The sequence below is a fragment of the Mycobacterium sp. E342 genome (genome assembly GCF_001667665.1).
Taxonomy (GTDB): Bacteria; Actinomycetota; Actinomycetes; order Mycobacteriales; family Mycobacteriaceae; genus Mycobacterium.
Window position 1 is genome coordinate 83935 of record NZ_LZJM01000284.1, and the last position, 24470, is coordinate 108404.

Consider the following 24470-nt stretch of genomic DNA (forward strand, 5'->3'; position numbering starts at 1 on the left):
ATTGTCGACTTTCATGACTATTCGTCGTCGTCCATCAGCGCCGCGTTGACCAGATCCTCGAGATCCATGTCCGCGATGTCCTTCTCCGAGGTCACCGCGGCGACCGGCTGCGCGTTGCCGTCTTCATTCGCCAACGCCAGCAACAGCTCCAGCACCCCGGCCTGCCGCAGGCGCTTGACCGGAATCGACCCCACCGCCCGCTGTATCTCGGCTTCCCCGGGCGCGACCGCCGGACTCTGCTGCTCGGATGCGCCGACGAGTTCTCGGTGCATGTAACCGGCCAGCGCGGCGGAGTTCGGGTAGTCGAAGATCAGCGTGGGCGACAACGCCAGGCCGGTGGCGGATTTCAGCCGGTTACGCATCTCGACCGCGGTCAGCGAGTCGAAGCCCAACTCCTGGAAAGCCCGGTCCGGATCGATGGACTCGGGGCTGGAGTTGCCCAGCACGGTGGCGATGTTGGACCGCACCAAGTCAAGTAGCACCGCGTGCTGCTCGTCCTCGGGCAGCCCCTCCAGACGCTGCAGCAGCGCCGTTTTCGACTTCGCCGCGGCCAGCGAATCGTCGACCTGGCGCCGGGTCGGCGCGTTGATCAGATCGACGAACATCGGCGGCAACGTTCCGCCGTCGAACTTGACCCGCAGTGCGGCACGGTCGATGTGGGCGGGCAGCAGGAACGGCTCGTCGACGATGAGCGCGGTGTCCAGCAGTTCCAGCGCCTCGTCCGAGGACATCGCGACGATCCCGTCGCGGCCGAACCGGGCGCGATCGGCGGCGCCGAGCGCGCCGGTCATGCCGCTGGCCTGATCCCACAGACCCCACGCCAGAGACATCGCCGGCAGCCCCCGCGTGCGCCGGTGCACTGCCAACCCGTCCAGGAACGAGTTGGCCGCCGCGTAGTTGGCCTGACCCGAGGCGCCCGCCAAGCCCGCCATCGACGAAAACATGACGAACGCCGACACATCCAGGTCGCGGGTCAGCTCGTGCAGGTTCCACGCCGCGTCGACCTTGGCCCGCAGCACCGCAGCCACCCGCTCCGGGGTGAGCGAGGAAATCACCGCGTCGTCGAGCACACCGGCCGCGTGGATCACGCCCGACAGCGGCCGCTGCACCGGGATATCGGCGATCACCTTGGCCAGCGCCTCCCGGTCCGCGGCATCACAGGCCACCACCTGCACCCGTGCTCCGGCGGCGCTGAGCTCCGTCACCAGTTCCGCGGCGCCCGGCGCATCCAGGCCGCGCCGGCTCACCAACACCAGGTTGTGCGCATGGTGGCGGGTCACCACGTGGCGGGCCAACGCCGAACCCGCCATCCCCGTGGCACCGGTGATCAACACCGTGCCGGCCGCCCAGGCGTCGGGCAGGGTCATCACGACCTTGCCCACGTGGCGGGCCTGGCTCAGATATCGCAACGCCGCCGGCGCACGCCGTACGTCAAACCTGGTCACCGGCAACGGCCGTAGCACGTCATCGCCGAACAGGGCGACCAGCTCGTCGAGGATCTGCGCGATGCGGTCGGGCCCGGCCTCGAAGAGATCGAAGGCGCGGTAGCGCACACCGGGGTGTTCCCGGGCGACCGCCTCCGGCTCGCGCATGTCGGTCTTGCCCATTTCCAGGAACACACCGCCGGGGGCGACGAGTCGCAAGGAGGCGTCCACGAAGTCGCCGGACAGCGAATCCAGCACCAAGTCCACGCCACGCCCGCCGGTGACCGCCCGGAACTTCTCCTCGAAATCCAGGCTACGGGAATCCGCGATGTGGTCGTCGTCGAAGCCCATGCCGCGCAACGTGTTCCACTTGCCCTTGCTGGCCGTCGCGAACACTTCCAATCCCAGGTGGCGGGCCAGCTGCACCGCGGCCATGCCGACGCCACCGGCGGCGGCATGCACCAGCACCCGCTGGCCCCGCTTGGCGGCGGCCAAGTCCACCAGCGCGTAGAAGGCGGTGGCGAACACCACCGTGGCCGTGGCGGCCGCGGTGTGCGACCACCCGGCCGGCACCTTGGCGAGCAGGCGCTGGTCAGTCCTGGCGATGGTTCCGGTGCCGTCGGGGAACAGGCCCATCACGCGGTCGCCGATCGCGAAACGTCTTGTTTCAGGACCTGTTTCGATGACTGTGCTGCAAGCCTCGATACCCATGACGGCGTCGGGATCCGGGTACAGCCCCAGCGCGATCATCACGTCGCGGAAGTTGGCGGCCAGGGCCGACAGCGCGACCCGGACCTGCCCGGTGCCCAGCGGGGCGTCGGCGTCCGGGATGCGTTCCAACCGCAGATTCTCGAAGGTGCCCGAACTGCTCATGCCCAAGCGCCATGGCCCGTCGGCCGGGGGAACCAGCAGACCGCCGGCGGCGCGACTGCCGTGCACCCGGGCGGTGTACACCGTCGAATCGCGCAGCACCACCTGCGGCTCACCGGCCGACAAGGCCGCGGCGACGGACTCGTCGTCCAACGGGCCATCGGTGTCGACGAGGACGATCCGGCCGGGGTGTTCGGTCTGCGCCGAACGCACCAGGCCCCATACCGCCGCGCCCGCGAGGTCGGTGACGTCCTCTCCGGGCAACGCCATGGCGCCGCGGGTCGCCACCACCAGGGTGCCGGCCCCGTCCCGGGCCAGCCAGGACTGCAGCACCGGCAGCACCGCGCGGGTGGCCGCGTAGACGTCGGCGACGACATCGTCGGCCACCGGCGTCGACTCGAACACCACTGCCGACGGTTGCGCCCCGAATTCATCTGCTTCCGTTGTACCCCATGCAAATACCGAGACGGGCTGCACCGATGTCGACCGCTGGGCGGACCAGATGACCTCGAAGAGCCGGTCCGGGCCGGAACTCGAGACCGCGGCCAGCAGCTGCTGATCGGTCACCGGCCGGGCGACCATCGAGCCCACGGAGAGCACCGGGAGTCCCAGCCCGTCCGCGAGCTCGATCGAGACCGCGGAATCGCTCACGGGCACGATCCGCGCCCGCACCGCCGCCGCGCCCGCTGCGTGCAGCGAGACCCGTTGCCACGAGAACGGCACCAGCATCGAACCTTCGGGCAGCTCGTCGCCGTCGGAGGTCAAGATCACCGCGTGCAGTGCCGCGTCGAGCATCACGGGGTGGACGCCGAATCCCGCCGCCGAGACGCCGCTGTCCGCGGGCAGGGCCACTTCGGCGAACACCTCGTCGCCGCGGCGCCACATCGAGGTCAGGCCGCGGAATGCGGGCCCATACCCATATCCGCGGTCCGCCAGGCGCTCATAGCCGTCGCCGACGTCCACCGGGGTGGCGCCCACCGGGGGCCACACCGAGAGGTCCGCGCTCGGCTGCACCGACCCGGCGCGCAGCACGCCTTCGGCGTGCAACGACCAACCCGAACCCGCGTCGGCGCGCGAAAAGACCGACACGGCACGGGCACCCGCTTCGTCGGCGCCGCCGACAACCACCTGCACCGCGACCGACCCCGAGCCGGGCAACACCAGCGGCGCGGCCAGATTCAGCTCCTCGATGACGCCGCAGCCCACTTCGTCGCCGGCGCGGACCGCCAGTTCGACGAATCCCGCGCCGGGGAACAGCACGACGCCGCCGACGGCGTGGTCGGCCAGCCAGCCCTGCGCGCCGGGCGACAAGCGGCCCGTCAGCACCACCCCGCCGGACGCCGGCAGTTCCACCACCGCGCCCAGCAGCGGGTGCTCGCCGGGGGCGAGCCCCAGGCCCGCGGCGTCGACCGCGGCGCCATCGCCGGAGAGCCAGAATCGCCGACGCTCGAAGGCATAGGTGGGCAGCTCGACAAAGTTGGCGGTACCGACGACGCCTCGCCAGTGCACGTCCATCCCGGCGACGAATCCCTGCGCGACCGCGCGGGCGAGGGTCACCGGTTCGGGGCGATCCTTGCGCAGCGCCGAAATGGTGATCACCGGAGCGTCGGGAAGCGTTTCCTCGATCGACGCCGTCAACCCGCTGGCGGGGCCAACCTCGAGGAAGCGGTTCCCGCCGACCGAGTGCACCAGGCGCACGCTGTCGGCGAACCGCACCGCTTCGCGAATGTGCCGTTTCCAGTAGGCCGGCGAGGCGTAATCGTCGCCCGCCAGCTGGCCGGTCACGTTCGAAACGATCGGAATCGTCGGCTTGCCGATCGCGAGTCCGGCTGCGACCGTGCCGAATTCGTCGAGCATCGGCTCCATCAGTGGCGAGTGGAACGCGTGGGAAACCGCCAACTGGTGGACGCGGCGGCCGTCGTCGCGCAGCTGGCTCGCGATCGCGGCCACCTTGTCCTCGGCGCCGGAAATGACCACGGACGTGGGCCCGTTGACGGCGGCGATCCCGACCTCGGCTTGGTCTGCGGCCAGCAGCGGCCGCAGCTCCTCCTCGGTGGCCTGCACGGCGATCATCGCCCCGCCCGCGGGCAGGGCTTGCATGAAGCGGCCGCGGGCGGCCACCAGCACGGCCGCGTTCTGAAGCGACAGCACGCCGGCGACGTGGGCGGCCGACAGTTCTCCGATCGAGTGGCCCAGCACGATGTCGGGGTGGACACCCCATGATTCGAGCAGCCGGAACAGCGCGACTTCCACCGCGAACAACGCCGGTTGGGCGAATTCGGTGGTGTTCAAGAGGTTTTCGTCATGACCCCACATGACCTCACGCAGGGGGCGCAGCAGGTGCCGGTCGAGCTCGGCCACGACGGTGTTGAATGCCTCCGCGAACACCGGGTAGGCGGTGTGCAGGCCCATTCCCATGCCCAGTGTCTGGGCGCCTTGGCCGGGGAAGACGAAGACGGTCTTGCCGCCCGGTGTCGCCGTGCCCTGCAGGACCGAGCCGGCTTCGCCGGTGGTCAACTCGTCGAGGCCGGCCAGCAACTCGTCACGATCGGCACCGACGACGACCGCCCTGTGCTCGAAGTTCGACCGGCCTGCCAGCGACCAGGCCACGTCGCCGACGTCGAGGTCGCTGCGCCGGCGCAGGTGCTCGGCGAGCCGCCCGGCTTGGGAGCTCAACGCCGGCAACGACTTTGCCGACACCGCCCATGGCACCACCGGCAGTGTGCGGTGTTCCACGACCGGCGTGGACTCGACGGGTGCGGCCTCGATGATCACGTGCGCGTTGGTGCCACTGATGCCGAACGACGACACGCCCGCCCGGCGCGCTCGGTTCGCCGGCCAGGGCTGCGGCTCGGTGAGCAGCTCCACCGATCCCACCGACCAGTCGACGTGCGGGCTGGGTTCGTCGACGTGCAGCGTCGCCGGCAGCAGGCCGTGGCGCATGGCGAGCACCATCTTGATCACGCCGGCCACGCCGGCGGCGGCCTGCGTGTGGCCCATGTTCGACTTGATCGACCCCAACAGGAGGGGCTCGGACCGATCCTGCCCGTAGGTGGCCAGCAACGCCTGCGCCTCGATGGGATCGCCCAATGTGGTTCCCGTGCCGTGGCCTTCGACCACGTCGACCTCGGCCGCGGACAATCCCGCGCTGGCCAGCGCCGCGCGCACCACCCGCTGCTGCGACGGGCCGTTCGGCGCGGTCAACCCATTCGACGCACCGTCCTGGTTGATGGCCGATCCCCGCACCACCGCCAGCACCGGATGGCCGAGCCGCCGCGCATCCGAGAGGCGCTCGACCACGAGCATGCCGCCGCCTTCGGAGAATCCGGTGCCGTCGGCGGCCCCCGCGTACGCCTTGCAGCGGCCATCCGCGGACACCCCGCGCATGCGGCTGAACTCCACGAAGATGTCGGGTGTGGCGTTGACCGTGACGCCGCCGGCCAGCGCCAGATCGCACTCCCCCGAACGCAGCGACTGCACCGCCATGTGCAACGCCACCAACGACGACGAACACGCCGTGTCCACCGACACCGCCGGCCCCTCCAAGCCCAGCACGTACGACACCCGGCCCGACGCCACGCTCGACGACTGCCCGGTCAGGCGGAAGCCTTCCGCGGCCGGGGCGGCGCCCATGCCGTAACCCTGGGTGTACACCCCGGCGAACATTCCGGTCGCGCTGCCGCGCAACGCGCCGGGTTCGATTCCGGCCCGCTCCAACGCTTCCCACGACAGCTCCAGGAACATCCGCTGCTGGGGATCCATCGCCAGCGCCTCGCTGGGCGCGATGCCGAAGAAGGCCGGATCGAAGTCGGCCACACCGTCCACGAAGCCGCCGGTGCGGGTGTAGCAGGTGCCCGGGACGTCGGGATCGGGGTTGTAGATGCTCGCCAGGTCCCAGCCGCGGTCGGTCGGAAAGTCCGAGAGCACGTCGCGGCGCTCGACGAGCATCTGCCAAAGGTCATCAGGGGAATTCACCCCGCCCGGATAGCGGCACGCCATGCCGACGATCACGATCGGGTCGTCGCCGACGGCCCGAACCACCGGGGTGGGCGTGATTTCCTGTGGCACTCCGGCGAGTTCGCCGCGAATGTAGCCCGCCAGCCCGTTCGGTGTCGGGTAGTCGAAGATCAGGGTGGGTGAAAGCGCAAGCCCGGTCGCGGTTTTCAGCCGGTTGCGCATTTCGACCGCGGTCAGGGAGTCGAAGCCCAGGTCCTGGAACGCCTTGTCCGGGTCGATCGCCTCCGGCGTGGTGTTGCCCAGGACGGTGGCGATGTGCGAGCGGACCAGGTCGAGCAGGACGGCGTGTTGTTCTGCTTCGGGCAGCCCGTGCAGGCGGTGGGCCAGAGCCGATTTCGACTTCGCGGCGGCCAGCGAGTCGTCGACCTGGCGCCGCGCGGGCGCGTTGACCAGGTCGGCGAACATGGGCGGCACCGCGGCGGCGTGGGCGCGCAACGCACTCAGGTCGATGCGGGCGGGCGCCAGGAACGGCTCGTCGACGATCAGCGCGGTGTCGAACAACTCCATCGCCTCGTCCGACGACAAGGCCAGGATTCCGTCGCGGCCGAGCCGGGCGAGGTCGGCGGCGTCCAGCCCACCGGTCATGGCGCTGGCCTGATCCCACAACCCCCAGCCCAGTGAGATCGCCGGCAACCCGTGGGCGCGCCGATGCGCGGCCAGCCCGTCCAGGAAGGAGTTGGCCGCCGCGTAGTTGGCCTGCCCCGAAGACCCGACCAGCCCGGCCATCGAGGAAAAGATGACGAACAACGACAGGTCGAGGTCGCGGGTGAGCTCGTGCAGGTTCCAGGCGGCATCGACCTTGGCGCGCAACACGGCATCGATGCGTTCCGGGGTCAACGACGTGACCACCGCGTCGTCGAGCACACCGGCGGCGTGGATCACCCCGGTGAGTGGGTGGGTCGCCGGAATCTCGTCGATCACCGAGGCCAGCGCCTGCCGGTCGGCGGCGTCGCACGCGACCGCGCGCACCCGGGCCCCGGCTTCCTCCAGTTCGGCGATCAGCTCGGCCGACCCGGGCGCGTCCGGACCGCTGCGGCTCAACAACACCAGGTTCTGTACCCCGTGGTGCGTCACCAAGTGGCGGGCCAGCGTCGAACCCGCCATTCCGGTCCCACCCGTGATCAGCACGGTGCCCGCCGCCGGCGCGTCCGGGACGGTCATGACGACCTTGCCGATGTGGCGCGCCTGGCTCAGGTACCGCAACGCCGCACGGGCGCGCCGGACGTCGAACGTGGTGACCGGCAACGGGCTCAGCGCACCGGCGTCGAACAGCCCGGCCAGCTCGATCATCCACTGGTGCATCCGGGGACGGCCGGGCTCGAAAAGGTCGAAGGCGCGGTAGCGCACGCCCGGATACTCCTGGGCGATCACGCCGGGGTCGCGGATGTCGGTCTTGCCCATCTCCAGGAACACGCCGCCCGGGGCCACCAGCCGCAGCGAGGCGTCCACGAAGTCACCGGCCAGCGAATCCAGCACCACATCCATCCCGCGGCCGCCGGTCACCGCCCGGAACTTGTCCTCGAATTCGAGGCTGCGGGAATCCGAGATGTGGTCCTCGTCAAAGCCCATGGCCCGCAACGTGTCCCACTTGCCCTTGCTGGCCGTCGCGAAGATCTCCAGACCCAGGTGCCGGCCCAACTGGACCGCGGCCATGCCGACACCGCCGGCTGCGGCGTGCACCAGCACGCGTTGCCCCGGCTTGACATCGGCCAGGTGCACGAACGCCATGTACGCGGTGGTGAAGACGGCCGAGATCCCGGCGGCCTCGGCGTAGGACCAGTCCGCCGGCATCGGCTGCAGCAGGCGCACGTCACCGGGGACCAGCGTGCCGCTTCCGTCGGGGAAGAATCCGTAAACCGAGTCGCCGACGGCGAATTCGGTGACGCCCGGACCGACCTCGGTCACCACGCCGGCGCCTTCACCGCCGAGCAGCGCGTCGTGGGTGAACATGCCCAGGGTGATCATGATGTCGCGGAAGTTGGCCGCGATAGCGCGCAGCGCCACCCGCACCTGACCGGGCTCCAGGGGCGCGTCGGCGTTGGGAACCGGCTCCAGCCGCAGGTTTTCGAAGGTTCCGGCGGTGCCGATGCCCAGTCGCCAGGGCCCCTCGGCCGGGGGCACCAGGAGATCGTCGGCGGCGCGGCTGGGCCGCACCCGCGCCGCGTAGACCTGGCCGTCGCGCAGCAACACCTGCGGCTCCCCCGCGGCGAGCGCCGACGCGGCGGCCTGGTCGTCCAGTGGCACATCGGAATCCACCAGGACAATGCGGCCGGGGTGTTCCGTCTGCGCGGAACGCACCAGGCCCCATACCGCCGTGCCGGGCAGGTCGCCGATGTCCTCGCCCGGCAATCCCATGGCGCCGCGAGTCGCCACGATCAGCACACCGGAGTCGCGTTCGGTCAGCCACGCCTGCACCGCGGTCAGTGCCCGATGGGTGCGCTCATACGTTGCACTGATCGGATCCTCTTCGGTAGCAAGCGATTCCAGGATTTCGAAGGACGGCGCGGGGCCGGTCGCCGCCGCGGTGGCCGGCGACCACGTCACCTCGAACAGCCGCTCGGGGCCAGAACTCGACACTGCCGTCCGCAGCTGCCGCTCGGTCACCGGTCGGGCAACCATCGCACCCACCGACAACACCGGCAATCCCAGACCGTCGGCGAGCTCGATCGAGATCGCGGTGGCGCCGCCGCCGGCCGGTGGGTTCACCGGCGCGATACGGGCGCGCACCGCGGTCGCGCCGGCGGCGTGCAACGAAACGTCCTGCCACGAGAAGGGCAGCATCACCTCGACGGGCTGGCCCGCGGCCTGCTGCGCCATGATGACGGCGTGCATCGCCGCGTCGAGCAATGCGGGGTGCACCCCGAAGCCACCGACGCCTCCGGCCGCGTCCGGCAGCCGCACCTCGGCGAACACCTCGTCGCCGCGGATCCAGGTCGCGGTCAATCCCCGGAACGCCGGGCCGTAGCCGTATCCGTGGGCCGCCAGCCGGTCGTAGCCGTCGGCCACGTCCACTACGACGGCGCCCGCGGGCGGCCACGCCGACAGGTCGGCGCTCGGCTCGATCGAACGGGAGCTCAACACTCCCTCCGCGTGGCGCACCCAGCCCGAACCGGTGTCGGCCCGGGAGAACACCGAGACGGGACGCCGGCCGGATTCCTCGCCGGGACCGACAACCACTTGCACCGCAACGGAACTGGCGGCGGGCAGCATCAGGGGCGCCTGCAGCGTCAGTTCGTCGACCACCGAGCAGCCGACTTGGTCGCCGGCCCGGATCGCCAACTCGACGAACCCCGCGCCCGGGAACACCGCGGCCCCCGAGACCGCGTGATCGGCCAGCCAGCCCTGCAGGCTGGGCGACAGCCGACCCGTCAGCAGCACCCCGCCCGACGCCGGCAACTCCACGACCGCGCTGAGCAACGCGTGCTCGCTGGTGCCCAGCCCCAGTCCCGCGGCGTCGGCCCCCATACCCTCACCCGACAGCCAAAACCTGCGCCGGTCAAAGGCGTACGTCGGCAGCTCCACAAAGCTCGCGCCGGCCAGCAGGCCGCGCCAGTTCACGCTCACCCCCGCGGCGAAGGCGGCGGCGGCCGACGTCAGGAATCGCTCGAGGACGCCGTCATCGCGGCCCAGGGTGGGGACAACGATCGCCGCGGCATCGCCGGCGGTGCAGTCGTTGCAGGTGTCTTCGATGCCGGCGATCAGAGCGGGGTGCGGACTGGATTCGACGAACGTGCGGTACCCGTGCTCGCAAGCGGCGCGCACCGCCTGGTCGAACTGCACGGTCTGCCGGATGTTGCGATACCAGTAGGCGGCGTCCAAACCGGCGGTGTCCAAACGATTTCCGGTCACCGTGGAGAAGAAGGCGACGCGCGAGGAACTCGGTTCGATACCGGCCAGAGCCTCGATCAGCTCGTCGCGAATGGCCTCGACCTCGATCGAGTGCGACGCGTAGTCCACGTCGATCCGGCGGCTGCGCAGCTCGAGGTCGGCGCAGAATCCGGCGAGTTCATCCAGCGCCGCCACCTCACCCGACACCACCACCGCCGACCGGCCGTTGACGGCCGCGATGCTCACCCGGTTGCCGTAGGGCGCCAACAACTCTCGTGCCCGCTCGGTGCTGCAGGCGATCGACAGCATGCCCCCGGAGTGCGCCAGCGACCGCAGCAGCTTGCTGCGCAGCGTGACCACCCGGGCGGCGTCGCGCAGCGACAGGGCGCCGGCGACATACGCCGCGGCGATCTCACCTTGTGAGTGGCCGATCACCGCGTCCGGGTTGACACCGACCGATTTCCACAGCTCGGCCAGCGACACCATCACCGCGAACAGCACCGGCTGGACCACGTCCACGCGATCCATACCCGGAGCCCCGGGTGCGCCGCGCAGGACGTCGATCAGCGACCAGTCGACGAATTCGGCGAACGCCTCCTCGCATGCGTTGATCTGCTGGGCGAAAACCGGTGCGGTGTCGAGCAATTCGACGCCCATACCCAGCCATTGGGAACCTTGGCCGGGAAACACGAAGACGTTCTTGCCGGCCGGTACCGCGCTGCCCTGAACGACCGACCCCGTCAGATCGTCGCCGGCCAGCTCGTCCAGCCCCGCCAGCAACCGGTGCCGGTCGCCGCCGATGACGACGGCCCGATGCTCGAAGGTCGCGCGGCCCGCCAGCGACCAGGCCACGTCGGCGACGTCGAGCTCACCGTGTCCGCGCACATGCGCGGCCAGCCGCGCGGCCTGGGACCTCAACGCCGACAAGGATTTCGCCGACACCACCCAGGGCACCGCCACGGGTGTCGGATGGTCCTCGCGCGGCTCGGGCGCGGGGGCCGCCTCGATGATCACGTGTGCATTGGTGCCACTGATCCCGAACGAGGAGACGCCGGCGCGTTGCACCCGGTGCCCGGCGGGCCACGGCTGCGCCTCGGTCAGCAGCGACACCGATCCCGCCGACCAATCGACGTGCGGGCTGGGCACGTCCACATGCAGTGTCGCCGGCAGCATTTCGTGATGCATGGCCTGAACCATTTTGATCACGCCGGCCACACCCGCCGCGGCCTGCGTGTGGCCCATGTTCGACTTGATGGATCCCAGCCAGAGCGGCCCGGACCGGTCCTGCCCGTAGGTCGCCAACAACGCCTGCGCCTCGATGGGGTCACCCAGCGTGGTGCCCGTGCCGTGGCCTTCCACCACATCCACGTCGGCCGCCGACAGGCCGGCATTGGCCAGCGCCGCACGCACCACCCGCTGCTGCGACGGGCCGTTCGGCGCGGTCAACCCATTCGACGCCCCGTCCTGGTTGACCGCCGTTCCGCGCACCAGCGCCAGCACCGGATGGCCCAGCCGCCGGGCGTCCGAGAGCCGCTCGACGACCAGCATCGCGCCGCCCTCCGACCAGCCCACGCCGTCGGCCGCTCCGGCGTAGGCCTTGGATCGGCCGTCGGGGGCCAGACCGCGGTGGCGGCTGAATTCGACGAAGACAGTCGGGGTGGCGTTGACGGTCGCGCCGCCGGCCAGCGCCAGGTCGCACTCCCCCGACCGCAGCGACTGCACCGCCATGTGCAACGCGACCAACGACGACGAACATGCCGTGTCCACCGACACCGCCGGGCCCTCGAGCCCCAGCACGTACGACACCCGGCCGGAGGCGACGCTGGAGGTCATGCCGGTCAGTCGGTAGCCCTCGATTTCCTCGGCGAGCATGCCGTAGCCCTGAACGATGAGGCCGGCGAACACGCCGGTCGCGCTGCCCCGCAGCCCGCTGGGGTCGATCCCGCCCCGCTCCAGCGCCTCCCAGGACAGCTCGAGCAGCATCCGATGCTGCGGGTCCATCGCGAGCGCCTCGCTCGGAGCGATGCCGAAGAAGGCCGGATCGAAGTCGGCCACACCGTCGACGAAACCGCCGGTCTTCGCGTAGGTCTTGTGGCGAGCGTCGGGGTCCGGGTCGTACAGGCTCGCCAGGTCCCAGCCGCGATCGGTGGGAAAGTCCGTGATCACATCGCGGCCGTCGGCGACCATCCGCCACAGGTCTTCCGGTGTCTCGACTCCGCCGGGGAAACGGCAGGACATCCCGACGATCGCGATCGGCTCGCTCGACCGCTCCAGCAGCGCACGGTTGGTGCGTTTCAGGCGTTCGACCTGGACCAGCGCTTTGCGGAGCGCTTCGGTCGCATGCTGGAGTTGATCCACCATCACTACCTCTCGCCTAACTTGGCCGTCAGCTGCCCTGATGCGACTCTCGCCGAGTCACGGAAATTGCCGCACGATGCGATGTCGTGCCGCTCTCCGGCCCAAGAATGTCGCTGGTGAGTATCGCCAACTCCGACGGGATTTCAAAACGTCCGATGCTCCCGGCTGCTACAGGAGGACCGGCTTCGGCGTGAGGAACGCCTTGTCCAAGGGGATCGAAAACGCGCCGTTGCGCCCGCGGGTGCCTGAGATTGTCCGGATCCGGGTAGGCCGGGATACAACTGACGCGCCTTCCATGGCGCGACTGTACCCGGGTGTGCATCTGTAGTGGTCAGGGCGGGTCAGACACCGGCCCGGCGCCAGCCGTCGGCCGCCCGGGCGGCCCGGATCAGCTGGTCGCACAGTTCGCGCAATTCGGTCGCCTGCGCTCCCTCGTCGAGGGCGGTCGCGACATCCTCAGCCGCGCAGCGCACCTGGTAGACCCGGTCGGACAGGTCGGCGGCGTCGTCGGCCGACAGGACCACCGCGTCGGCGGGCAAGGCCAGCGAGGCCCCGGCGCCGCCCCGGGTCAACGAGGCGCGTTGTTCGTATGCCCGCTGCCGGCACGACTGGCGGCAGTACTGGCGGCGACGTCCCATCCCGGCGTCGGACACGTCTCGACCGCACCAACGACACGGCTGCGGGCGGGGACGGCGGCTCACGCCTGCCGACTTTAGTCGGGATTGCGCGGCCATCCCGGTATCATTGAAGGTCGCGTCGCGTACGCCGGCCACCGACCGGGGGAACTACGCAGACCGCCGCAACGTTTGCCAAGCGGACAGAATTGCATTACAGCAGCCCGAAAGTTCGAAAAGACCTAGAGGAGTAGCAACATGGCTGATCGCGTCCTTAGGGGCAGTCGCCTCGGAGCCGTGAGCTACGAGACCGACCGCAACCACGACCTTGCACCACGTCAGCTCGCGAAGTACCGCACCGAGAACGGCGAAGAGTTCGAGGTTCCCTTCGCCGACGACGCTGAAATTCCCGGCACGTGGCTGTGCCGCAACGGCTTGGAAGGCACCCTGATCGAGGGCGACCTGCCCGAGCCGAAGAAGGTGAAGCCGCCGCGCACGCACTGGGACATGTTGCTGGAACGGCGCAGCGTCGAAGAGCTCGAAGAGCTGCTCAAGGAGCGGCTCGAAATCATCCGGTCACGCCGCCGCGGCTGACCTCAGACCGCTTTAGCTGCGGTTGTCCGCGCGCTGGGTGCCGGCGCGGGTCTTGCGGCCCTCGATGCCCCATCGGGTGACCTTGACCAGCGCCTCGCGGATGTTCGATCCGCTCATCTTGGAGACGCCGAGTTCACGCTCGGTAAAGGTGATCGGCACCTCGGCGATGACGAACCCGTGGCAGACCGTGCGCCAGGTCAGGTCGATCTGGAAGCAGTAGCCCTTGGAGTCCACCGCGTCGAGGCCGATCGCCTCGAGGACTTCGCGGCGGTACGCGCGGTAGCCGGCGGTGATGTCGTGCACACCGATGCCCAGCGCGACGCGCGCATAGGTGTTGGCCGTCCACGACAACGCCCAGCGTCGCCACGGCCAATTCCGCACCGAGCCGCCCTCGACGTAGCGGGAACCGATGGCCAGGTCGGCTCCGGCGTCGACGGCGTCCAGCAGGCGGTGCAGCTGTTCGGGCGCGTGGCTGCCGTCGGCGTCCATCTCCACCAACACCGAGTAGTCGCGGCTCAGCCCCCAGGCGAAGCCCGCCAGGTACGCCGCGCCCAGCCCGTCCTTGGCGGTGCGGTGCATCACGTGGGTGCGACCCGCGTCGGCGGCCGCCAGTTCCTCGGCGAGCTCGCCGGTGCCGTCGGGACTGCTGTCGTCGACGATGAGCAGGTGCACGTGGGGGCACGCGTCCTTCAGCCGCCGGTGGATCACCGGCAGGTTCTCCCGCTCGTTGTAGGTGGGGATGATCACCAGGACGCGCTCGCTGGGACGACTTCCCGAGTCCCGGGGCGCCGGCTGGCCGGTGGTCATGTAGCTCCTCTGTGTCGCCCGAAATTACGCGACGGTCGTCGGCCGCCCTCGTGGAGCGGAGTGTAGTCACCGCCCTCATCCGGCGGTGCCTGGTCCCCGCCCCCGTCGGGCGCAGTGTCCGAGTCACCCTCGCCGGGTGGGGTTTCGCCCGGGGGCGTGCCGCCGTCCGGGGATTCGTCCGTGGCCTCGGACCTCCGACGAATCGGACGCGGGAACCATCCATTGTGCCGCATCCCGGCCAGGATGGCCGCCCCGGCCGCCGCAACCAGGAGCCACTGCAGCTGCGGACCCCAGCGGGTGGCCGGCGTCAATTTCGTCTTCAGCCGAACCTGGATGTCCAGGTAATCGGGCTGGAAGAAGTCGGTGCGCACCAGCTCGGCACCGTCCGGCGCGATCACCGCGCTGATCCCGGTGGTGCCGGCGACCACCACGTATCGATCGTGTTCGACGGCCCGCACCTTGGCGAATCCCAGCTGCTGTTCGCTCATCGTCTTGTTGAAGGTGGCGTTGTTGCTCGGCACGGCCAGCAGCTGGGCGCCATTGCGGACCGCGTTGCGCGGGACGCGGTCGAAGATCACTTCCCAGCAAGTGGCGACCCCGACCGGCACCCCGGCGATGTGCACGATGTCGCGGCCCGGGCGGGGCACCATGTTCCCGGCGCGGTCGGCGTAGCTGGAGAGATGCCTGAAGAGCCAGGGCATCGGCAGGTATTCGCCGAATGGCTGCACGATTTCCTTGTCGTGCCGGTCGGCCGGCCCGGTCGACGGGTTCCACACGATCATGGTGTTGGTGTATTGCGGATTCTCCGGCGGGCTGCCGGGCAGTTCGGACACGGTGCCGATCAGGATCGGCGCGCCGATCGCGGTCGCGGCCTGGGATATCTCCAGCGCGGCGTCGACGTTCACCAGGGGGTCGATGTCCGATGAGTCCTCCGGCCAGATGACGAATTGCGGTTGCGGCGCCTGTCCCGAGCGCACGTCCTCGGCCAGGTGCAGCGTCTCGCGAACATGGTTGTCGAGCACCGCCCGGCGCTGGGCATTGAAGTCGAGGCCGAGCCGCGGCACGTTGCCCTGCACCACCGCCACGGTGACCGAGGGCTCGCCGCCCGATCCCGTGCCGGCGTGCCGAACCTGGGGCCAGACGATGACGGACACGAACAAGACGAGGCAGATGCAGACTCCCGGCAGCACCACGGCGGGTGGTGCCGCATCGGCTTTCACCGGTTCGTCGCGGTCGCGGTGCGCCCGACTGCCGGTGCGCCACCACTTCACGATCTCGAGCTCGATGGCGGTCGCGCTGAAGCCCACCAGCATGATCGCCATCGACAGCAACGCGGGACCGCCGAGCTGGGCCAACGGCAAGAAGGGGCCCTGCGCCTGGCCGAAAGCGACCACGCCCCAGGGGAAGCCGCCGAACGGGACGGCCGATTTCAGCCACTCCTGTGCAGTCCATACCAGCGCGAACCAAACGGGCCAGCCCGGCAGCCGGCGCACGACCACGGCGCACAGGCCGAACAGCGCGGGAAACAGCGCACACGTCATCGCCAACGCCATCCAGGGCACGGCGCCGACGAGCAAGCTGATCCAGGGCAACAGCGGCAGATAGAACGCCAGGCCGAACAGGAACCCGTAGCCCAAGCCACCCGCCGGCGTCGTCGCCGGGTGCTTGAGCACCCAGGCCAGCAGCGCGGCCGCCACGGCCGCGCCCCACCACCAGTTCAGCGACGGGAAGCTGGTGAAGAGCAGCACACCGCCGGCCACGGCGCACGCCAACCGGGTCAGCCGCGGCAGCATGGCGGCCCGCACGCCGGGCAGCCGCGCCAACACCCGGCGCCCCGCGCGGCCTAGGCGGTCCGCCAGGGCCGGGGCGCCGGGTGTTGGCGCGGCTGCCCGGCGTGCGGGCCGCCATGCTGCCGCGGCTGACCCGGTTGGCGTGCGCCGTGGCCGGCGGTGTGCTGCTCTTCACCAGCTTCCCGTCGCTGATCGGGTCGGTATCCGGGTGCGTCGCGGGGCCGTCGTCCACCGGGCCGAGTTCGTCGGCCCGGTCGGGACCGTCCTTCCGGCCGAACCACTCCCTAGCCATGGATGACAGCGCCCCGGTGCACCGTTCGACGGCAGCGCGGCAGGGCATCGGTCTGGCCCAGGCGCGGCAGGGCCGGCACCCGGGCGCGCGGATCGGTCGACCAGCGCGCAACGTCGTCGCGGGGTGCGTGGACGTCCACGGCGCCCGCCTCCCAGACGGCGTAGGAGGCCGGGGCGCCCGGCACCAGCGTTCCCGTCGTGCCGTCGCGGACGCCGGCGGCCCGCCAGCCACCGCGGGTCGCGGCGGCGAACGCGGCCCGCGCTGAGATCGCGCTGCCGGGGGTTCGATGGGTGGCCGCCGCCCGCACGCTCGCCCACGGGTCGAGGCCCGTGACCGGTGCGTCGGAACCTAGGGCGAGGGGCACGCCTTGGGATGCTAACAGCGCTAGCGGGTTGAGCTGGCTGCCTCGCTGGGCGCCGAGGCGCCGCGCGTACATGCCGTCGGCGCCGCCCCACAACGCGTCGAAGTTGGGCTGCACGCTGGCGATGACGCCCCATTGGCCCAGCTGGGCGGCTTGCTCGGCGGTGACCATTTCGACGTGCTCGAGACGGTGACCGCACCGGGCGACGGCCACCGCCCCGAGCCGCGCGACGACCCGTTCCAACGCGGTGACCACCGCCGAGACGGCGGCGTCGCCGATGACGTGGAAGCCCGCGGTCACCTCCGCCTCGGTGCAGGCCCGCAGGTGCGCCTCGATGGCGCCCGGGTCGAGGTAGCAGGTGCCGAGCCGGTCCGCGGCGTCGGCGTACGGCTCGCGCAGCCAGGCGGTGCGTGACCCCAGCGCGCCGTCGACGAACAGGTCACCGGCCAGCCCACGGGCTCCGGTCTGCTCGATGAGCGCGCGCGCCCGCGCGGGCGTGCTGACCGCCTCGCCCCAGTAGCCGATCACCTCGACGCCGTCATCGAGGGACCGCAGCTGCAGCCAGTCGTCCAGGCCACCGATCTCGGGCCCGGCGCATTCGTGCACCGCGACGATGCCGGCCGCCGCAGCGGCCGAAAGGGCGGCCGTCCGGGCCTCGGTCAGCTGGTCGGGCGTCAGCAGGCCGCGGGCGACGGCGCGGACCAGGTGGTGGGCGTCGCCGGTGAGCGGCCGGTCGAGGGCGAATCCCGCCGCCGCCGGTAAGTCCGCGGCCAGCCGGCGCAACGCGGTGGAGGCGAGCGCGGAGTGGACGTCGACTCTGGTCAGATAGGCCGGCCGAGCACCGAGGACGGCGTCGAGGTCGGCGGTGTCCGGCGGGCTGTTCTCCGGCCACGACGACTCGTCCCAGCCGTGCCCCCACACGGGCCGACCCGGGTGGGCGGCCGCATAGTCGGCGATCATCTGGATGCAGTGCTCCCGCGAGCGCGCCGCTCGCAGGTCCAGTCCGCTGAGCGTCAGGCCGGTCGCGGTCAGATGGATGTGGCTGTCGACGAACCCCGGCGCTACGAAAGCGCCGTCCAAGTCCTCGATGTCGGCGCCGGGAAACAGGCTGCGGCCGACGTCATCGCCGCCCAGCCACGCGACGACGTCACCCCGCACCGCCATGGCGGTGGCGTCGGGATGGGTCGGGCTATACACCCGGCCGTTGACCAGCAGCCTGGTGGACGTCTCGCTCACAGGGCAAAACTACGTGTGCCGGCGGCCGGTGTTCAGTCCCAGGCGGGCCGCCCGGGGTATCCGCCGCGCACCGGCTCGTTCGGCAGGGCGGGCGGCCGGATGTCCCGGACGTCTACGACCTCGCCCTCGATGTACCCGCCGAGGTAGCCGTCACCCGGGGCCGCGCCACCGCGGGGCACGCCGGCGCCGAACAGCGCCGTCTCGGCGAGCAACGGCATCCGCCGCCGCAGGCCGCGCATGGCGAGCGCGGCCAGCCCCGGGCCGACGGCCGACCGGACGGGCCGCACCAGCAGCAGGAGTCCCAACACCGTGGTGACCGGCCCGGGTATCACGACGAGCAGGGCGCCCAGCGTGACCAACGTCCCGTCCCGCACCGCCGTACGCCGCTCGGCGAGGCCGGACCGCAGGTGCCCGAGCTGGCGGAGCAGGTGCGAGCCCGACATCGGCAACAAGAGCCCCCAGCCGAGCAGGAGGCTGCCCGCCAGCGCCAGCAGCGTCCAACCCCACCCGATCGTCGCAACCAGGGCGGTGATCGCCGCCAGCTCCACGACGGCGTAGACCAGAAACAGCCGTGACAACATGTCTGGCCAACGTGCGCCGGCCGAGCCGAAGTTCCCATGGTGGTCTCCGGGGCGATTGCAGTTAGATGACGACATGACGACGATTGAGATCGATACCCCCGACGGACCGATCGACGCGCTGCTCGACCTCCCCACCGGTGAGGGCCCGCGGCCCGGCGTGGTGGTGATCCACGACCTGTTCGGCTACGGCAGGGACAAGGAGTCGACGAACAAGCGCATCGCCAAAGCCGGCTATGTGGCGATCACGCCGAACATGTACGCGCGGGGCGGGCGCATCCGCTGTATCACCCGGGTCATGAAGGAGCTGCAGACGCAGCGGGGCCGCGCACTCGACGACATCCTGGCCGCCCGCGATCACCTGAAATCCATGCCGGAATGTTCCGGGCAGGTCGGCGTCGCGGGCTTCTGTATGGGCGGCCAGTTCGCACTTGTGATGTCGCCCAAGGGTTTCGGTGCCTCCGCTCCGTTCTACGGCGCTCCCCTGCCCCGCAACCTCGACAAGACCCTCGAAGGGGCGTGCCCGATCGTGGCCAGTTTCGGCGCCCGTGACCCGCTGGGCCGGGGCGCGCCCGAGAAACTGCGCGATACCATCGCCCGCAAGAACATCACCGCCGACGTCAAGGTCTACCCCGGAGTCGGACACAGCTTCGCCAACGAACTGCCCGCCCAGCCCCTGCTGAGGATCACCGGATTCGGCTACGACCGCGCCGCCACCGAGGACGCGTGGGGCCGGGTCTTCGCGTTCTTCGGCGAACATCTGGCCGGGACGTAAGGCCTTCGGGCATAACAACTTTGGCGAGAGCGCCGTCGCTGACGTCCGCGTGCCCCCCGGGTCAGGCCGGCGCCAGCCTGAGCTCGAGCCCGACGTTGTTCTCCATGCCACCGCGCAGCTTGCTGAAGAAGTTGAACACCTTGCCCACGATGCCGTACCGCTTCCCGATCGCGTCGTAAACGGCGGGGGTGTGCGAGGCGTCGAGGATGGCGGCGGTGCCGTCGACGGCCTCGCTGGTCGGTTTGCCCTGCATTGTGCAGGTGGCCAGGGTGACGCGCGAGGTGTTGCGGATCCGCTTGACCTTCCACGACTTTTCCTGGGTAATGACCAGAAGCCGGTCCCCGCTTTCCGTGTCCAAAGCCGCCCAGATCGGCGTCGGCTTGGGCTTGCCGTCCTTGGTGAAGGTGGTCAGCAGGATGTATTGCGCCTTGGCGAGATCGGCGAAGTTCGGTGTCACGGTAACAACCTACGCCGGTCAGCCCTCCAGGTCGCCCTCGGTTTCCAACAGCGCCTGGCGCAGCCCGTCGATCGTCTCCGGCTGCGGCTGTTCCCACATACCGCGGCCTGCGGCCTCCAGCAGCCGTTCCGCCATCCCGTGTAGCGCCCAGGGGTTGGATTCGGCCATGAACTTGCGGTTCTCCGCATCCAGCACGTAGCGCTCGGTGAGCTGTTCGTACATCCAGTCGGCCATCACCCCGGCGGTCGCGTCATAGCCGAAGAGGTAGTCCACGGTCGCCGCCATCTCGAACGCGCCCTTGTAGCCGTGCCGGCGCATCGCCGCCATCCAGCGCGGGTTGACGACGCGGGCTCGAAACACGCGCGTGGTCTCCTCCGACAGCGTGCGGGTGCGGATCGCGTCGGGCCGGGTGTTGTCGCCGATATAAGCGGCCGGGGCCTGGCCGGTCAACGCCCGGACCGTCGCCACCATGCCGCCGTGATATTGGAAGTAGTCGTCGGAATCGGCGATGTCGTGTTCGCGGGTGTCGGTGTTCTTGGCGGCCACCGCGATGCGCCGGTACTGGCGGTTCATGTCGTCGACCGCCTCGCGGCCGTCCAGGTCGCGGCCGTAGGCGAAGCCGCCCCACGCGGTGTACACCTGCGCCAGGTCGGCATCGTCGCGCCAGTTGCGGCTGTCGATCAGCTGCAGCAGACCGGCGCCGTAGGTGCCCGGCTTGGACCCGAAAATCCTTGTGGTGGCTCGTCTTTGGTCGCCGTGCTGGGCCAGGTCCGCCTGGGCGTGGGCGCGCACGTAGTTGTCGTCGGCGGACTCGTCGAGGCCGGCGACCAGCCGCACCGCGTCGTCGAGCATCGTCACCACGTGCGGGAAGGCGTCCCGGAAGAAGCCCGAGATCCGCACGGTGACGTCGATGCGGGGGCGGCCCAGCTCGGCCGGCGGGATCGGCGTGAGGCCGACGACGCGCCGCGACGCGTCGTCCCAGACGGGCCGAACACCGAGCAGCGCAAGCACTTCGGCGATGTCGTCGCCGGCAGTGCGCATCGCCGAGGTGCCCCACACCGACAGCCCGACCGATTGCGGCCACTGCCCGTGGTCGTTGCGGTAGCGGGCCACCAGCGAATCCGCCAGGGCCACCCCGGCTTCCCACGCCAACCGCGACGGCACCGCCTTGGGATCCACGGAGTAGAAGTTGCGGCCGGTGGGCAGCACGTTCACCAGGCCGCGCAGCGGCGATCCCGACGGGCCGGCCGCGATGAAGTGGCCGTCCAACGCGTTGAGTACCTGGTCGATTTCGGCGGCGGTGCCGGCGAGCCGGGGCACCACCTCGGTGGCCGCAAACCGCAAGACCTTTGCCACGTCGGGATTCTCGGTGATCCGTTCGGCGGCGTCGGGATCCCAGCTGCTGGCCTGGAGCGTGGCGACGAGTTCGCGGGCGGCGGCCTCGGTCCGGTCGACCGCCGACCGCTCGTCGGTGCCGTCCTCGGCCAGGCCCAGCGCCTGCCGCAGGCCCGGAATGGCATGCTCGCCGCCGAACAGCTGGCGGGCCCGCAGTATCGCCAGCACCAAGTCGAGTTCGGTTTCCCCCGAGGGCTTTTGGCCCAGGATGTGCAGGCCGTCGCGAATCTGCACGTCCTTGATCTCGCAGAGCCAGCCGTCGACGTGCAGCAGCATGTCGTCGAAGGAGTCCTCCGGGGGCCGCTCCGTCAGCCCGAGGTCGTGGTCCATCTTGGCGGCCCGGATCAGCGTCCAGATCTGTTGTCGGATGGCGGGCAGCTTGCCGGGGTCCAGCGCGGCGACGTTGGCGTGCTCGTCGAGCAGCTGCTCCAGGCGGGCGATGTCGCCGTAGGTTTCGGCGCGCGCCATCGGCGGGATGAGGTGGTCGACGAGCACCGCGTGCGCGCGCCGCTTGGCTTGGGTGCCCTCGCCCGGGTCGTTGACCAGGAAGGGGTAGATCAGGGGCAGGTCGCCCAGCGCGGCGTCCGATCCGCAGGCCGCCGACATGCCCAGCGTCTTGCCGGGCAGCCACTCCAGATTGCCGTGCTTGCCCAGGTGCACTATCGCGTGCGAGCCGAAACCGGTGTCCAGCCAGTGGTAGGCGGCCAGGTAGTGGTGGCTGGGCGGCAGGTCCGGGTCGTGGTAGATCGCCACCGGGTTCTCGCCGAAACCCCTGGGTGGCTGCACCATCAGCACCAGGTTGCCCGCCTGCATGGCGGCGATGACGATTTCGCCGTCGGGGTCTCCTGTGCGATCCACAAAAAGGTCGCCGGGCGGCGGGCCCCAGTGCCGGGTAACCGCGTCCGTCAGCTCGGCGGGCAGGGTTTCGAACCAGTCGCGGTAGTCCTTGGCGGACAACCGGATTGGATTGCCGGCCAGCTGCCCGTCGGTGAGCCAATCGGGGTCCTGGCCGCCACGTTCGATCAACGCGTGGATCAGGGCGTCACCGTCGTCGGCCTCAACCCCGGGCAGCTCACCCACCTGATAGCCGCGCTCGCGCATGGCCCGCAGCAGCGCGACCGCGCTGGCCGGGGTGTCCAGGCCCACCGCGTTGCCGATGCGGGCGTGCTTGGTCGGGTAGGCCGAGAACACCAGGGCCACCCGCTTGTCGGCCGGGGCGACGTGCCGCAGCCGGGCGTGCCGGACCGCCAGGCCCGCGACCCGGGCGCATCGTTCCGGGTCGGCGACGTAGGCGATCAACCCGTCGTCGTCGATCTCCTTGAAGGAGAACGGGACCGTGATGATGCGGCCGTCGAACTCGGGCACCGCCACCTGGGTGGCGACGTCGAGCGGGCTCAGCCCGTCGTCGTTTGCGCTCCACTGGGCCCGAGAGCTGGTCAGGCACAATCCTTGCAGGATCGGAATGTCAAGGGCCGCCAGGTGTTCGACGTTCCAGCTGTCGTCATCGCCGCCGGCGGACACCGCGGCCGGCTTCAGTCCCCCGGCGGCCAGGACGGTGACCACCATGGCGTCGGCGTCGCCCAGCCGTTGCAGCAGTTCGGGTTCGGCGGTCCGCAGCGATGCACAGTAGACCGGCACCGGCCGCCCGCCGGCGTCCTCGATGGCCCGGCACAGCGCCTCGACGTAGCCGGTGTTGCCCGCCAGTTGCTGCGCGCGGTAATACAGGACGGCGATCGTTGGGCCGTCGGCGTCGGTGGTGGGTCGCTCCAGCTCGCCCCAGGTCGGTGTGACCACCGGCGGGCCGAAGCCGAACCCGGTCATCAGCACGGTGTCGGACAGGAAGGCGTGCAACTGGCGCAGGTTCTCCACGCCGCCGTGCGCCAGGTAGATGTGCGACTGAACCGCGATGCCGGCCGCCAGCGTGGACAGGCCGGTCAACTCGGCGTCGGCGGCCTGCTCGCCGCTGACCAACACCGTCGGCACGCCGCTGGCGAGCACCATGTCGATGCCGCTCTGCCATGCGCGGTAGCCGCCGAGGATCCGCACCACGACGATCGCGGCATCCTCCAACAGCTCGGCCAGCACGTCGGGCAGTCCCCCGCAAGCGGGAGGTGCCTCCACGCTTTCGTCCAAGCGCGACGGGTTGGCCCACCGATAGTTCTTGCCGCTGGCACGGGCGCTGATCAGGTCCGTGTCGGATGTCGACAGCAGCAGGATGGTCGGCTCAGCCACCCCTCATTCGTACAGCAGGGTCGCCGCGACACGGGCGGCGACCTCTCCGGCCACCCGCAACGCCTCCGCACTCTCCCCCGGCTCGTAGCGATCCGCGATCCGGTCGTAGTAGGCGCCGGCGATGGAGCCGTGATCGGCCGTTAGCTCCACCAATTCGACCGGCCAGCCGACTCGGTCGAGGGCCGCGGCGAACTCCCTGCTCGCCGTGACGGGGACGGCGTCATCGGCCAGGCCGTGCAGCAGCAGGAACGGCGTGCCGATGCGCTGCGCCGGGAGATGCTCGGTGACACGTCGACCGAAAATCGGGTCGGGGACCATGAAAGCGCCCGCCAAGCAGACGGTGTGCGCCAGTTGCGCGTCGCCGCTGAGTGCGACTGCTGCCGCAGCCGCACCTCCCATCGACCACCCGACGAGGACGATGGGGTTGCCCGGACCCGCGAAATCGCGTGCGAAATCCAGCGATCCCAGCAGGTCCGCGCGGCCGCCGTCGTCGGCGTGGGAGTTCCAGTCCGGCACCACCGCCGAGAAACCATGGTCGGCGAGCATGCCGGCGAGCGGGCGAAGAGCGGCGCGGGCGTCGGTCTGCATGCCGTGCCACACCAGGACGGTGGGTTGCGTCGCATCGCCGTAAATATCCACGAGACGTCCCGGGGCGTACTTCAGCGTCCGCACCGCAGGGGCGTGCCCGGGTTGACCCGGTCTTAACCAGCGGCGTCAGGTATCCGGCGTCACGACACACCCCGGCAACCCCTCAGCGGCCGCCGTCTGTGCTGCTGCTACTCACCGCTTGCGCAGGGAATGCCTGTTATGCCGACCGAATCGGCGTAACAGGCATTTCGCCC

9 protein-coding genes and 1 pseudogene are annotated in these 24470 nt (G+C 70.4%); 2 read left to right on the forward strand and 8 right to left on the reverse strand.

The genetic code is table 11. From position 1 onward, the window contains the following. Positions 1–17: 17 nt before the first annotated feature. Positions 18–12500: a type I polyketide synthase gene (locus tag A5692_RS22665; RefSeq protein ID WP_068060140.1), complete on the reverse strand. Its 12483-nt coding sequence runs from the start codon at positions 12498–12500 to the stop codon at positions 18–20. Positions 12501–12838: 338 nt separating this feature from the next. After that, complete coding sequence (locus tag A5692_RS22670; protein ID WP_197514540.1) at positions 12839–13198, reverse strand: hypothetical protein; 360 nt, start codon at positions 13196–13198, stop codon at positions 12839–12841. Positions 13199–13369: 171 nt separating this feature from the next. Between A5692_RS22670 and rbpA the strand changes: the two genes are divergently transcribed. Next, positions 13370–13705: an RNA polymerase-binding protein RbpA gene (rbpA, locus tag A5692_RS22675; protein ID WP_067926986.1), complete on the forward strand. Its 336-nt coding sequence runs from the start codon at positions 13370–13372 to the stop codon at positions 13703–13705. On the opposite strand, the pseudogene lnt reads toward rbpA, so the two are convergent. From lnt to A5692_RS22695, 3 genes and pseudogenes are all read right to left on the reverse strand, one after another. Further along, positions 13680–16305 (reverse strand): annotated as a pseudogene (gene lnt, locus A5692_RS22685) (apolipoprotein N-acyltransferase). The gene rbpA and the pseudogene lnt sit on opposite strands and share 26 nt — an antisense overlap. A 281-nt stretch (positions 16306–16586) precedes the next feature. After that, positions 16587–18119: an amidohydrolase gene (locus A5692_RS22690; RefSeq protein WP_082963028.1), complete on the reverse strand. Its 1533-nt coding sequence runs from the start codon at positions 18117–18119 to the stop codon at positions 16587–16589. A 104-nt stretch (positions 18120–18223) separates the two neighbouring features. Beyond that, positions 18224–18772: an FxsA family protein gene (locus A5692_RS22695; protein ID WP_067926976.1), complete on the reverse strand. Its 549-nt coding sequence runs from the start codon at positions 18770–18772 to the stop codon at positions 18224–18226. A 73-nt stretch (positions 18773–18845) separates the two neighbouring features. Between A5692_RS22695 and A5692_RS22700 the strand changes: the two genes are divergently transcribed. Continuing rightward, positions 18846–19544 (forward strand): dienelactone hydrolase family protein, encoded by a 699-nt coding sequence (locus A5692_RS22700; protein WP_068060153.1) that lies wholly within the window; start codon positions 18846–18848, stop codon positions 19542–19544. 61 nt (positions 19545–19605) lie between these two features. On the opposite strand, the gene A5692_RS22705 is transcribed toward A5692_RS22700, so the two are convergent. The 3 genes from A5692_RS22705 to A5692_RS22715 are packed head-to-tail and all read right to left on the reverse strand — an operon-like array spanning position 19606 to position 24300. Continuing rightward, positions 19606–20001 (reverse strand): PPOX class F420-dependent oxidoreductase, encoded by a 396-nt coding sequence (locus tag A5692_RS22705; RefSeq protein ID WP_068060156.1) that lies wholly within the window; start codon positions 19999–20001, stop codon positions 19606–19608. Positions 20002–20019: 18 nt separating this feature from the next. Continuing rightward, positions 20020–23628 (reverse strand): cobaltochelatase subunit CobN, encoded by a 3609-nt coding sequence (cobN, locus tag A5692_RS22710; RefSeq protein ID WP_068060164.1) that lies wholly within the window; start codon positions 23626–23628, stop codon positions 20020–20022. Between the two features lie 3 nt (positions 23629–23631). Further along, positions 23632–24300, reverse strand: a complete 669-nt coding sequence (locus A5692_RS22715) for a S9 family peptidase (RefSeq protein ID WP_068060168.1) — start codon at positions 24298–24300, stop codon at positions 23632–23634. Between the last annotated feature and the right edge of the window lie 170 nt (positions 24301–24470).